The sequence below is a fragment of the Acidiphilium sp. PA genome, from assembly GCF_026191915.1.
In the GTDB taxonomy this organism is placed as follows: domain Bacteria; phylum Pseudomonadota; class Alphaproteobacteria; order Acetobacterales; family Acetobacteraceae; genus Acidiphilium.
Window position 1 is genome coordinate 250,486 of the sequence record NZ_JAIMBY010000004.1, and the last position, 12,652, is coordinate 263,137.

At 61.3% G+C, this 12,652-nt stretch carries 11 protein-coding genes; 4 read left to right on the forward strand and 7 right to left on the reverse strand.

Annotated elements, in window-relative coordinates:
• Nucleotides 1-379 precede the first annotated feature (379 nt).
• Together argF and AruPA_RS08630 are read right to left on the reverse strand one after the other, a co-directional pair.
• A complete protein-coding gene (gene argF / locus AruPA_RS08625; RefSeq protein ID WP_265636252.1) occupies nt 380-1,318 on the reverse strand; it encodes an ornithine carbamoyltransferase in 939 nt (312 codons plus the stop codon).
• Nucleotides 1,315-2,511: an aspartate aminotransferase family protein gene (locus tag AruPA_RS08630; RefSeq protein WP_265636253.1), complete on the reverse strand. Its 1,197-nt coding sequence runs from the start codon at nt 2,509-2,511 to the stop codon at nt 1,315-1,317. Before AruPA_RS08630 ends, argF begins: the two co-directional genes overlap by 4 nt.
• A 226-nt stretch (nt 2,512-2,737) precedes the next feature.
• Between AruPA_RS08630 and AruPA_RS08635 the strand changes: the two genes are divergently transcribed.
• Nucleotides 2,738-4,213, forward strand: a complete 1,476-nt coding sequence (locus AruPA_RS08635) for a Ppx/GppA family phosphatase (RefSeq protein WP_265636254.1) — start codon at nt 2,738-2,740, stop codon at nt 4,211-4,213.
• A gap of 18 nt (nt 4,214-4,231) precedes the next feature.
• Here AruPA_RS08635 and AruPA_RS08640 read toward each other — a convergent pair whose 3' ends face one another.
• The 4 genes from AruPA_RS08640 to AruPA_RS08655 form a co-directional block, all read right to left on the reverse strand.
• Nucleotides 4,232-5,320, reverse strand: coding sequence for a glycosyltransferase family 4 protein (locus AruPA_RS08640; RefSeq protein WP_265636255.1), 1,089 nt, complete (start codon nt 5,318-5,320; stop codon nt 4,232-4,234).
• 151 nt (nt 5,321-5,471) lie between these two features.
• Nucleotides 5,472-6,521, reverse strand: a complete 1,050-nt coding sequence (locus tag AruPA_RS08645) for a glycosyltransferase family 4 protein (protein ID WP_265636256.1) — start codon at nt 6,519-6,521, stop codon at nt 5,472-5,474.
• Nucleotides 6,522-6,776: 255 nt separating this feature from the next.
• Nucleotides 6,777-7,721 (reverse strand): LysR family transcriptional regulator, encoded by a 945-nt coding sequence (locus AruPA_RS08650; protein WP_265636257.1) that lies wholly within the window; start codon nt 7,719-7,721, stop codon nt 6,777-6,779.
• A gap of 46 nt (nt 7,722-7,767) precedes the next feature.
• Nucleotides 7,768-8,175, reverse strand: coding sequence for a DUF2784 domain-containing protein (locus tag AruPA_RS08655; RefSeq protein WP_265636258.1), 408 nt, complete (start codon nt 8,173-8,175; stop codon nt 7,768-7,770).
• A 40-nt stretch (nt 8,176-8,215) separates the two neighbouring features.
• Here AruPA_RS08655 and AruPA_RS08660 point away from each other — a divergent pair, with 40 nt between their 5' ends.
• The 3 genes from AruPA_RS08660 (at nt 8,216) to AruPA_RS08670 (ending at nt 10,119) form a co-directional block, all read left to right on the forward strand.
• The gene (locus tag AruPA_RS08660; RefSeq protein ID WP_265636278.1) at nt 8,216-9,388 is read left to right on the forward strand and encodes an NAD(P)/FAD-dependent oxidoreductase; all 1,173 of its coding nucleotides are present in this window, start codon (nt 8,216-8,218) and stop codon (nt 9,386-9,388) included.
• A gap of 17 nt (nt 9,389-9,405) precedes the next feature.
• A complete protein-coding gene (locus AruPA_RS08665) occupies nt 9,406-9,726 on the forward strand; it encodes a hypothetical protein (protein WP_265636259.1) in 321 nt (106 codons plus the stop codon).
• 180 nt (nt 9,727-9,906) lie between these two features.
• Nucleotides 9,907-10,119: a hypothetical protein gene (locus AruPA_RS08670; protein WP_265636260.1), complete on the forward strand. Its 213-nt coding sequence runs from the start codon at nt 9,907-9,909 to the stop codon at nt 10,117-10,119.
• On the opposite strand, the gene AruPA_RS08675 is transcribed toward AruPA_RS08670, so the two are convergent.
• Complete coding sequence (locus tag AruPA_RS08675) at nt 10,116-12,236, reverse strand: Hint domain-containing protein (protein ID WP_265636261.1); 2,121 nt, start codon at nt 12,234-12,236, stop codon at nt 10,116-10,118. The two genes, AruPA_RS08670 and AruPA_RS08675, sit on opposite strands and share 4 nt — an antisense overlap.
• Nucleotides 12,237-12,652 lie beyond the last annotated feature (416 nt).

Here is a 12,652-nt window from a genome sequence, read left to right on the forward strand (position 1 = left end):
GCGGGAGTGAAGACACTGGCGATCTGCTGCGGGACAAACCCGAATGCGATTGCAGACTGGAAGAACCACCACTCGTTCACCGATATGCCAATTATCCCCGGGGAGCCAAAATGCACACCATTGTCAGTTGGACATAGAGCAATTCGGAACGCCTTGCGCCAACAGGCGCGTCTCCTGGCGAACAATCGCCCCTATGAGCGACAGGTCACCGCCCCCGTCTGGCCCGTTCCGGATTGCATCGCTGCCTGCAACGGTGCGGCGTGTTCCGCCGGACCAATTTCGAGGACGGCGGGCGAACCGCATACAAGCTCAGATCGTAACCAATCTGCGGACGTCATCCGCCCAGATAAAGCGATACGTCGCGACTGAACACGTAAGGTCAACCACCCAGCGCCCAGGCTAAGATTCCCTGTTGCGCATACAGCCGATTTTCCGCTTCGTCGAACACGACAGACTGTGGCCCATCGATCACCCCGGCACTGACTTCCTCGCCGCGATGGGCCGGCAAGCAATGCATGAATATAGCATCCTCAGATGCGCACGCCATCAATTGCTCGTTTACCTGAAAACCCGCCAGGAGGCTGTGCCGGCGCTCAGCGTCTTCGTCGCCCATGCTCACCCAGGTGTCGGTGACCACGCAACGCGCGTCTATGACTGCCGTTTCGGGATCGTCGGTCAGGACGACATTTGCACCGGCCGCTTCGGCCCATTCCAATGTCGTCGCGTCGGGGCGTAATTCGGCGGGGCAGGCCAAATTCAGCCGAAACCCGAACCGTACTGCCGCCTCGATCCAGCTCTTGGCCATATTATTGCCATCGCCAATCCAAGCCACGGTTTGGCCTGAAATCGGGCCATGCCGCTCCTCAAACGTCATCACGTCGGCCATGACCTGGCATGGATGGGACCGTTCGGTGAGGCCATTGATTACCGGAACGGTCGCATAGGTGGCCAGTTCGCGCAGTTTCGCCTCACGATCCGTCCGTAGCATGATCGCATCAACGTAGCGCGACAGTACGCGTGCGGTATCTGCAACGGTCTCACCCCGACCGATCTGCATTTCGCTTGATGATAACATCACCACATCGCCCCCAAGACCGCGCATCGCCATCTCGAAGCTCACACGGGTACGCGTCGACGGTTTTTCGAAAATCAGCGCGAGCGACCGCCCTGCCAGCGGGCGCGCCGCGGATCGACCCGCACGTTTGAACCGCGCCGCCTGATCGAGGATTCGCCGCAAAACAGGCGTCTCGATTAAGGCCAGATCAAGAAAATGCCTCGGCTGGTTCGCGTTGACGGCCGTCTCGACCGCAATACTCATTTCGCGGCATCCGCAAACAGTGACGGCCTGCACCGCCGCGCCGCACCATCCAAGCGGTTCAGCGCCTCGTCGATTTCCGATTCGGAGACGATCAGCGGAGGAACCAGACGCAGCACGTTGTCTCCTGCGGCGACCGCCAGCAACCCTTCGTTAAAACACGCCGTCTGAACCTCGCCGTTCGGCACCAGACAGACCAGACCCTGCATCAGCCCATGCCCCCGCACAGCGCCAAATACGTCGCCATGGCGGTGCACCAACGCTTCGAGCCCGGCCCGGAAACGCCCGCTGACCCGTCCGACCTGGGTCAGGAACCCCGGTGCAAGAACGACGTCGAGCACAGCATTGCCCGCGGCGCAGGCAAGCGGGTTGCCGCCGTAGGTCGTACCGTGGCTACCCGGCACCAGGTGTTTAGCGACACGCTCGTTGGCGATCAGGGCGCCGAGCGGAAATCCGCCCCCGATTCCCTTGGCCATGCTGACCGCGTCCGGCACGACGCCGGCCCATTCATGAGCAAATAGTTTGCCGGTCCGCCCCATGCCGCATTGCACCTCGTCGAACCCCAGCAGCAGGCCGAACTCATCGGCCGCCGCGCGCAATCCTCGAAGATATTCGGCATGGGCTGGCCGCACCCCGCCTTCACCCTGAATGGGTTCGACCAGAATCCCCGCGGTCTCCGGCGTGATCGCGGCGCGTAACGCATTCAGGTTATTGAATGGCACGTGGTCGAAACCCTCGACGGCCGGACCAAACCCCGCGAGATATTTGGCATTGCCGGTCGCGGCGATCATCGCCAGTGTTCGACCATGAAACGCACCCTCGGTGCAAATCACCCGAAACCGTTCCGGCTTGCCCTCATCCGCCATCGTCTTTCGGAACGATTTGACCAAAGCCTCATTGGCCTCGGCGCCTGAGTTGCAAAAGAACACGCTGTCGCCAAAACTCGCGTCCACCAAACGCGCCGCCAGTCGTTCAGCCTGCGGCACCCGATAAAGATTCGAGACATGCATAACTTTGGCGGCCTGCTCAGCAATCGCCCGGGTCAATCCGGCATGACCATGTCCGAGCGACGAGGTCGCGATCCCCGCGCCGAAATCCAGAAATCGGCGACCGTCATCCGTCATCAGCCACACGCCCTCGCCGTGGCTGAACGAAACGTCGATCCGATTATAGTTCGGCATCAGAGACGATATCATGTCACACAACTTTCTTTCACGAAAACCCTATAGTGCGATGCCGTCCGGCGAAGTCAAACGCCAATTTTGATGAACAGGCAGCAAAACCTCGGCTGATGGTCGGTCGTACCTCGTATCCATCGCGACATGCCGCGAACGGTTGCCCGCAGATACCCGACGCGTTCAATCAAATCAACGATTTGAGGCCCACTATCCGACCTCGACCAGACACGCTACGCAGCGCCTCATGCAAAGCAATGCCCGTCGTGCCGTGGTTGATCTGGGATCCAACTCTGTCCGCCTTGTTGTCTTCCAAGGTCAATCGCGCAATCCTGTGCAGATCTTCAATGAAAAGGCGGTCCTGCGTCTCGCGCGCGGATTGATCGCGACCGGCAACCTAGACCCGGCGTCGATGGATGAAGCGGTTACCGTGGTGCAGCGCTACGGCGCGATCGCGTGCGCCATGGGTGCCCATCCGTTCGAGGCGCTGGCGACCTCCGCCGTGCGTGACGCCGCCAACGGTCCCGAATTCACCGCACGGCTGGAAGCGGCAACGCCCGGCCTCAAGGTCATTACCCTGACCGGCGAGCAGGAGGCGCGCCTTTCCGCCGAGGGTGTGCTTTGCGGCATTCCGGCCGCCGATGGCATTCTGGCCGATCTCGGGGGCGGTTCGCTCGAGGTCGTGCGCCTGTCCGCCGGCACCATCGGCGAAGCGGCGACGATGCCGATCGGCGTGATCCGCCTCGCCGAACGTGCCGGCAACGATCATCTCCGTGCCAAAACAATCGTGTCCGAGGAGCTTGAGGCAATCCCGTTTCTCGGCGAAGGGGCTGGTGGCGACCTTTATGTGTCGGGTGGCGCATTCCGTGCACTGGCCCGCATTCATATCGCGCAAACGGGCTACCCGCTCGCAATGGTGCACCATTACACCATCGGTCGCGACGAAGCCCGCGATCTTTCGGCCGTTATCGCCGAAGCGGGGCGCAAGCTGATCGAGCGCATGCCCGGCGTTGCCCGCAAGCGGATCGACGATCTGCCCTACGCGGCCATCATTCTCCGGCGCCTGCTGCGGGCTACCAATGCGGCACGCGTTGTTTTCAGCGCCAATGGACTACGCGAAGGCTGGTTTCTGCGCCAACTTCCTGCGGAGATGCGTCGGCAAGACCCGCTGGTCGCGGCGGGGCGCGACCTCACCGTTGGATTGCTGCGCGATGCCGCCCTGCCAGACGCGCTCATTGCGTGGACTGCGCCCTTGTTCGCCACGGAGACCAACGGCCAGCGCAGGCTGCGTGAGGGCGCCTGCTGGTTTTCGGACATCGGCAATCATGAACATCCGGAATATCGCGCCGAACAAGCCTTTTTACGCGTCCTCCGCCAAACCGGTGTCGGCCTCGATCACCACGCCCGCGCCTTCCTCGCCCTGACCCTGGCGTTGCGCTATGAAGCGCCGATCGAAAGCCCCTTCCTCGGACCCGCGCGGGCCTTGCTCGATATGGCGGCGGCCCGCCGGGCCGAGACTTTAGGCGCGGCCTTGCGTTTGGCGTACACACTCTCCGCTGGCACGCCCACACTGTTGGCCGCGACCAGCTTGACGATCAATCGTGGCAAACTGCTCCTCACGCTCAATGCATCGAGCGGTGTCTTTGCCGGCGATCCGATCGACCGCCGGCTGTCGCGCCTGGCCTCGATGGTCGGGCTGGAGGCGGAAACGCGATTGATCTGATCCCGACTCTGACGATCGCTATCCCCATGGCCCGATGTCAGCGCGCCTGGTACGCGTGACCACATAGGCCGCCCACAGCGCGAAGGGCAGGAGAGGCGCAAAAATCACCACCGGCTTCCAATCGGTGGGAGCGTGTAGAAACGCGATGACGACCACACCGCCGAATCCGGCGAACCCCCAATAAACCGCTGCAACCAACCGCGCATCCATGCCCGCGCGATGGGCGACTTGGTAAAGATGCCCACGGTGCGCCCGAGCGATGTTCTGGCCCGTTACGGCGCGCCGCATGAGGGTAAACATCACATCGAGCAAAACGCCCGACAACAGAAGCGGCACCACCAGAAACGACAGTGAAACCTGCTGGTAATGTGTCGCGGCGATGCCCAACACGGCCAGCATGAAGCCACAGAACTGGCTGCCGACATCCCCCATGAAAATCCGCGCGCGCGGGTAATTGAACGGCAGAAACCCGGCAACGCCGCCGGCCAGGAGCAAAGCCGTGGTGTAGACAAAAAATCCGCCGTGCAGCCCGGCAATGCCTGCCAAAAACAGGCACGCGATCAACGTGGTGCCGGCGGCGAGGCCATCGAGCCCATCGATGAAGTTCATCGCATTGGTCACAAACAAAATCCAGATCAGCGACAGCACCGGTCCGGCGATGCCCAGGGGCACGGCACCCAGCAGCGGCAGGTCGAATGTCCGCGCCGACAGCCCCGCGCCGACTGCGACGAGCGCCGCCAGCAGTTGCGCACCGAGCTTTACCGGGAACGGAAAATCAAACAGATCATCGAGCAATGACACGGCCGCGATCAGCACGGCTGCGGCGATCACACCAAGAAACAGCGGCGCCGCCAGGCGCGACACTTCGCCATATCGATAGAGCAGGGAAATACCAAGCAGGAACGCAGCAACAATGCCCACCCCGCCCGATTTCGGCGTGACCCGCGTGTGAGCCTTCCGGGCATCGGGCCGGTCGGGTACGCCAATCGAGATCATGGCTCGCACCACGATGCCAGAAAATAGAGCCAGCCCCGCAAGCAGGGCAATATGACGCGGCAGCGCCAAGGTCGCGAAACCGGGATGGGCGAAATAAGGGACAGGGCTCATGCGGCGCGGACCATGGCGGAACTTGCGGTCACGTTCAATCAGGCACGTTCAACCAGGCGGGGAACCCATCGGTTGAATTCGTATCCAACGGGCATGCCGCTCGGCGGTCTAACCAATCCCGCCCCATGACCGGGGGCGGCGTCGCAGTCGGTCAGCCAACCAGGCGCAACCGGTCGCTCTTCGGCACCATCAGCCGTTCGTAAGTATCCAAATAATCTTCCGCCATGCGGCGCGCCGTAAAGCGGCGTTCGAACTCGGCACGAATCCGCGTACGGGACAGATCACCGATCCGCCTGAGCGCCGCAACCGCCTCCTCCTCGCTGTCAACGATGAAGCCGGTGACCCCGTCTTCGATGATCTCGGGAACCGATCCATGACCATAGGCAATCACCGGTGTGCCGCAGGCCATCGCCTCAATCATCACCAGACCAAAGGGCTCCGGCCAGTCGATCGGCATCAGCAACGCCTTCGCGCCCGACAGAAACTCCGGCTTGTTGCGATCATCGATCTCACCGATCAGATCAGCGTCCGGTCCCAGCATCGGCTTGATCGTGGATTCGTGATAATCGATGTCCGCCCGATCGACCTTGGCAGCCAGTCGCAGATTAATCCCGGCAGCCCGCGCAATTCGGATGGCCCGATCCGGTCGCTTCTCAGGGCAGATCCGTCCCAGAAAACCAACATACTCCTGCGCCATTGGCCGAGGCGTCAAAAGATACTCCGGCAATCCATGGTGGATCGTCGCGATGAAATTGGCCTCGGGCAACGGCAGCCGCTGGTTATCCGATATCGAAACCACATTCATGGGCGGCAGGCCAGCAAAGATCGGGCGAAGCTCCGGCAGATCGAGCCTGCCGTGCAGCGTGGTGACGAATGGCACCCCCTGGCGCGAGAACAGCGAGGCAGGCCAGTAATCCATATGAAAATGCAGGACGTCGAATTCATGCGCCATCTGACGAACGCGCTCCATGAGCAGGACATGCGGCCCCATGAAATCGCGAATTGTCGGATCGAGCCGTAAAGCGCGCGGCCAAACGGCTTCGAGCTTGGCACGCGTCACGGAGTCGCCACTCGCGAACAGAGTGACATCATGCCCCATCGCAACCAATTCTTCGGTCAGGAACGAGACAACGCGTTCCGTGCCGCCATACAGTTTCGGCGGCACGGCTTCAGTCAATGGGGCAATTTGGGCAATACGCATGGGTTTCAAACTCCTACGAGTGGATCGATCGAAGACGACTGTGTTCCATCCACGGCGCGAGTTCGGAGTCGGATGCGGCGAAGGTTTGGCACATCCGCCTTAATGTCGCCGCATTGTCGACCAGCGTAATTCCTGAGCGGGCGACATCACAGATATAATGCGCGGCTTCTTCAATTACAGCGGGCACTGCAATCATTGTTCATTATTATATCAAATTAAATGTATAATTGGCCATCGACTGGTCATGACACGAGGTCATATTGCCCGTGTGCCGCCTCGTTTCAGTGATGCGATCGCGGCATGCGGTAGAAAACTGCCGCCTTGCTCACGCAGGAAGCCAAGCAGGGCAGCGGATGCCGGCATCATCGCCCGTTCCGTCAGATGAACCGCAAACCACTGGCGGATGATGGGAAGGCCTGTGATATCAAGCACGGCAAGCCGACCATCCTTCACTTCCGCGTCGATCGTATGTGCCGAGATGAACGAAATTCCCAATCCCGCCATCACCGACTGCTTGATGGTCTCGTTGCTCCCGATCTGCATGCCGATCCGTGGCGTAATACCTGCTTCCTCGCAGTAGAATTCCATCAAACGCCTGGTACCGCTGCCCACTTCGCGCACCAGCATGACCTCGTCGTTCAGCTCGCTCGGGGCAATGCCGCGCGCGGTTGCCAGCCGATGTTCGGGCGGGGCAACCACCACATGCGGATGATCGCCGATCTCGTCGGCAATCACCTTCATCTCGGTCGGTGGCCGACCCATGATCGCCAGATCAACCACATGATGCGCCAATCCGTCGATGATCTCGTCGCGATTGCCGACGATCAATCGCAGATCGATGCCCGGATGAGCCCGCGAAAACGACGCCAGGGCGCGCGGCGCATAATATTTGGCCGTGCTGATAATACCGACGCGAACCTCACCCCGTTCCGCACCAACGATCGCAGCCAACCGCGCTTCGGATTCCCGCAGCACCGCCTCGATCCTGGTTGACGCGTCAGCGATCACCATGCCGCCTTGGGTCAGCACCATCCCGCCGGCCGATCGCTCAACGAGCGCAATTCCCAACTGATCCTCCAGCGCTTTGACCTGCAGCGTTACGGCGGGCGGCGAGACGTTCAACTCGCCCGCCGCCCGGGTGACCGATCCATGCCGGTGCAAGGCCGCGATCGCCCGTAGCTGTCGGAGCGTGATATGCATGCAGAACCGCAGTATAGCTAAATACCCAGTGATACAAATTAAGTTTTCATAGCGGTCTGTGGCGCGGCCCCCAGAATGGCACCAGCGCGACCAACGCCACGACGTACAGGAACGCGGCGGCATAGATAACCGTAAACACCCACAGCGGCAGATTCCAATAAATCAGTCCATCGATGAATTTCATGATCATGGGCGACGGGACGTTACTCTGGCCGGTCAGCTCGTCCTGCCAGATCGTCAGAATGCACGCCCGCCCGGCCAGGGCCTGCCCAACCACGATCGCCAGCAACGCCAAATGCAGTAGCCGCAGCCACGCCACGCGCACGATCCGCCAGCCCAGCAGACCGCCGAGCGGAACAATCACCAGTCCCAGGACGTTAAATGCAATGACGATGAGGTGAATCGCCAGAATGAACTCTGCCAGCATCGCTTCGGCGTGCATGTCGTCGTACATCCCCCTGATGAATGATACTACGATAACGTCCGGCATGCGGATGCAACACTACGACGTCGTCATCCTCGGTGCCGGTGCCGCGGGTCTGATGGCGGCGATCGCCGCGGGTCAGCGTGGTCGCCGGGTCCTGGTGCTCGACCACGCCGATGAACCCGGCAAAAAAATCCTGATCTCCGGCGGCGGGCGTTGCAATTTCACCAATCTCGACACCGAGCCCGGCCGGTTCCTGTCGGCCAATCCTCATTTCTGCAAATCCGCCCTGTCGCGCTACACGCCGCAGGATTTCATCGCTCTGGTCGACAAGCACGGCATCCCCTGGCACGAAAAAACGCTCGGCCAGTTGTTCTGCGACGGATCGGCCCGCGCCATCGTTGCGATGCTGCTCGATGAATGCGCCGCCGCAAAGGTCACCATCGCTCTCGGTCGCAAGATCACCGGCGTCAGCCGCGCCGATCATTTCCGGATCGAGACCGATCACGGCACGGTCACCGCGGAATCCCTCATCCTCGCAACCGGCGGCCTGTCGATTCCGAAAATGGGTGCGACCGGTCTCGCCTACGACATCGCCGAACAATTCGGCCTCCGCCTGACCGAAATCCGGCCGGCCTTGGTACCCTTGACGCTTGACGCTGCTCAATTAGCACGTACCAGCACGCTCGCCGGCGTCTCCCAACCCATCCTGGCGCGCTGCGGTCATGCCGCGTTCCGCGAAGCCATGCTGTTCACCCATCGTGGCCTGTCCGGTCCGGCCATCTTGCAGATTTCATCGGCCTGGCGCGATGCTACGCCGATCATGCTCGACCTGCTGCCCGATGAGCCGGCATCCGGCCTCGCCGCCCGCAAACGCGCCCGCCCGAAGGCGGCGCTGCGCAGCATCATCGCGGACATGATGCCGAGCCGCATGGCCGATGTCTTTCTGCCCGCCCCGATCGCGCCCAACCCGATCGGCAGCTTTACCGATGATCGCCTGGCCGGCATCCTGGGAGCCCTGAAATCCTGGCGCCTGACCCCGGCCGGTACCGAAGGCTACGCCAAGGCCGAAGTGACCAGCGGCGGCGTCGACACACGCGACCTGTCCTCGAAAACGATGCAGGCACGGGCTGTGCCGGGCCTGTTCGTCATCGGCGAAGCCGTCGATGTCACAGGCTGGCTCGGCGGCTATAATTTTCAATGGGCCTGGGCCAGCGGCTGGGCCGCCGGTTCGCACGCCTGAACAATAAGGAGGCTACAATGACCAAAGACGAACTGACCACCTGGGCGCTGGCCAATGGCTGGACCGTGATCGCCGGCCACCCCAGCCTGACCAAACCCTCCGCGCCGAAAGAGGCGGTGGTCCGCATGGTCTGCAAAGCGACTGTCGTGAATATCGAAGCGAAGAAACCCGCCGGCAAATGGGAAAAACTGTCGGGTGCCGCCTATGGCGCGATCGAACCCGATCCTGAAACCGGCCTGCCGCGCGGCCTCGGGTTCACTACCTTGGAAGGTTTCCGCATGTTGATGGAAGACAATAAAAACCGCACCGTATTCGCCAATTTCGGCCCGAAACGCTGATTTATTTGGTTTGTGCGTCAGACCATACACACTCAGGTTGCAGGAGTGAATGATAAAGGTGTAATCGAGACCAAGACCAGATACCGGAGCATCAGCGTGCGACCAGTTGCCGGGACCGACGATTTTCATCCTGTGCCGGGCACGATGCCGTGAGCCGGTAAAGCGCCGAGGTCAATGTCGATGTCGAAGGTTGATTTTCGTGATCTGCTCGGTGGTTCGGACGGCAATGCTCGCGGGACCGCAAATGGCGCGGTGCCCGGCGCGCAAACCCCTGATCCTCCGCTGCCTGACGATGCTCGCCACGCACCCGCGCGGGGCCTGCTGAAAGCCCTCGCTTTGGGAATCGCATTCTGGATGATGATCGCAGCTCTACTCGTCTGGGTACTCCGCTAAGCCACGCACACCGTATCAAGGGCCCGGGCATCGACCGGATAGGCCAGCGAAGCCACGATCGTCACCTTCACATCACGCCGCCCCTCCAGCAGTTCCGCGGGTATCACAGCCGCACCGTCCGTCCACCGCCCATCTGCTTCCATCGTGTGCCATCCATCGGTCAGCGATGGCTGATCGATCGCAATCGCCACACCTCCGACCGTGATGCCAGCGATCTTGACCCCCAATCGCCGGCGATCACGCGGGTCCGGCATTAGTTCGCCCGGCACCGCCGAGCGGCTGCAAATAACCGCCCCGGCCGCACAGTACCGCACCTCGACGGCAGCGTCCGCCGTGGTCACGATCGCGGCGCGATCCAGCAAACGGCGGCGCAGTTCCTCAACCACCGGCCCGGCCTCGGCAAACGGGGCGCAGCCGTTCGCAACGCGCCGCGCTTGATCAAACAGGCCATGCAGCACCAACGGCGCATCGCCGTTTTCGAACACGCCACGATTGCCGGTATCCAGATACGATTCCGCCGGGGTGCCCTCGGCAAACAGAGCCGAGTGGGCCGGCAACTCGACATGGTAGTACGTAACACTGCGGGGTGTGGTCATCCGGACGGTCGCACCATTGACCAGCGCCTTGGCCGGAATCAGATGCCCATCGAGCAGCAATGCATGATCCGGCGAGAGCAGCAACGCCCGGCGCGGCACACCGTCGGCGATCGACCCCGGCTCGAACCGAATCGGGTTCGCACGCTCCGGCGTTGGGTGCCGCGCCAGATCGACGGTACGCCGGCCAACCCAGCAGACCGGCTCGGTCCGTCCGTTCGCGCAGATCACGATCTCGCCGATTTCAAGCTGCTCGACCGCGATCTCCCCGCGCAAGGTCATGATCCGGGTGCCCGCCGCGAAGCAAGTCATCGGCAGCAACTGGCTCCAGACAGCCTTTTGCGCCGCATTCAGGCTGCCGTTCGCGTTCAACGTGCCGTCCGGCGCCTCACCCGGCAGATACCCCCACACCCACCAATCGCCACCGACAGGCTGCTGCCGCGCCGTGAATACCGGCCCGCCCTGTGCGCCATCATGACCGTTCATATAGGCGGTCATCGTCGAGGCCCAGGCCTGGGAATTGGCAGTGATCATGCTGCTGCCCATTTCACCCACCCATACCGGGGCGGTGTTGGTGCTTTCCAGATAGCCCCAGGCCTGGTTCATCCTGGTCACCGCGGCCGCTCCGGAATCGACGGGTATATTGGAAATTTCGGTTGGATATTCGTGAACCGAATACACGACCTTGTTCGGGTCGTTCAGCACCACGGGGTCCTTCGCGGCGACGCTGAGATCGCCTTCCGGTGCGGTGCCAGTACCCGCGAAATTGCCACCGTAATTCTGCGGTCCCTCCGCAATAATCAGTGCGCCGGGGTCCACTGCCTGGATCGCATCGCCCACGGTTTGATACATCGCATGAATATCGGTGGGGCCACCCACCACACCGTTGTTGGTGCCGGTCGCGGTATAATTACCCCAGGTTACGCCGGTGGCACCTGCCGAACCATACATCAGCGGTTCGTTGGCCAAATCGTACCCGATCACGGTGGAGTTGCCGGCAAACGCCTTGGCCACCGTGACCCAATCGGCCTGAAACTGCGCCTGTGTCACGGTTCCGGTTACGCCGACGCCGTTGGTGTTGTTTGTGCCAGGACCCAGATCGTACCACAGCCCGTTCTGCTGCTGGGCGCCATAACCATCGCCCGCGGTGCCGGCCTCATCAGTATGGTGATCCAGGATCACCTTCATCCCGTCTGCCTCCGCCGCGGCAACAATCTGTTTGATCGTGGCAAGGTTGATCGAATCGACCGGGTTGGCCTGGAACAGCGTGGCATCGACCCAGTCAAGCCGGATCGTATTGAAGCCCGCGGCCACCATCGCGGCGACGGTGCCCGGAATATTCGTGAAGTTCTGATTCCAGCCAACACTCGCGATCCGCACGGGTGCTCCCGCCGCATCGACGATCTGGTTACCGTTGGTACTCAGATATCCCGCCGGTAGCAGCATTGGCGATGCGGTGACCGATACGCCACCGGGTTGGATCGCCTTCACCGGCGTCGAACGACTGAAGCTGGATTGACCCATTGACTCAGACGATTGCATCGAGGTCCGCCTTCATGATTATAGATTGCGTTATTCTGATAAAGACAACTCATAATTGCATAATGACGAACTGACAGCAACAGAATCTTCGAACAATTAGCTAAAATATGATTGTTGTATGAATAATCATATTTATTCTCAAAATAAAATTATTCTGAGCGTGGTCGCCGTCAGTAAAAGCACCTTATGTGTTAGATCAGGCGATTGTCGCACTGGTTAGCGCAACTACACAGCACTGATGTACCGGCACGAAAAAACCGTCGACCTAGCCTGAAAAATTCATGAAGCCGCATTCGGCTTTGGGCGTCATGCGGGCTTTACAACCAGACATTGGGCAGTCGCGCGGAAGCGCCGGTGCGTTGATCCGGGGCTTGCGGGCTTGGTGATGGCGAGGCGCT

Excerpts from the sequence above, each read along its gene's own strand:
- AruPA_RS08640 (WP_265636255.1), bottom strand. The coding sequence starts at position 5,320 with ATGAGCCCTGTCCCTTATTTCGCCCATCCCGGTTTCGCGACCTTGGCG.
- AruPA_RS08635 (WP_265636254.1), top strand. The coding sequence starts at position 2,738 with ATGCAAAGCAATGCCCGTCGTGCCGTGGTTGATCTGGGATCCAACTCT.
- AruPA_RS08660 (WP_265636278.1), top strand. The coding sequence starts at position 8,216 with ATGCAACACTACGACGTCGTCATCCTCGGTGCCGGTGCCGCGGGTCTG.
- argF (WP_265636252.1), bottom strand. The coding sequence starts at position 1,318 with ATGAGTATTGCGGTCGAGACGGCCGTCAACGCGAACCAGCCGAGGCAT.
- AruPA_RS08670 (WP_265636260.1), top strand. The coding sequence starts at position 9,907 with ATGTCGAAGGTTGATTTTCGTGATCTGCTCGGTGGTTCGGACGGCAAT.
- AruPA_RS08675 (WP_265636261.1), bottom strand. The coding sequence starts at position 12,236 with ATGGGTCAATCCAGCTTCAGTCGTTCGACGCCGGTGAAGGCGATCCAA.
- AruPA_RS08630 (WP_265636253.1), bottom strand. The coding sequence starts at position 2,511 with ATGATATCGTCTCTGATGCCGAACTATAATCGGATCGACGTTTCGTTC.
- AruPA_RS08655 (WP_265636258.1), bottom strand. The coding sequence starts at position 8,175 with ATGTACGACGACATGCACGCCGAAGCGATGCTGGCAGAGTTCATTCTG.
- AruPA_RS08645 (WP_265636256.1), bottom strand. The coding sequence starts at position 6,521 with ATGCGTATTGCCCAAATTGCCCCATTGACTGAAGCCGTGCCGCCGAAA.
- AruPA_RS08665 (WP_265636259.1), top strand. The coding sequence starts at position 9,406 with ATGACCAAAGACGAACTGACCACCTGGGCGCTGGCCAATGGCTGGACC.
- AruPA_RS08650 (WP_265636257.1), bottom strand. The coding sequence starts at position 7,721 with ATGCATATCACGCTCCGACAGCTACGGGCGATCGCGGCCTTGCACCGG.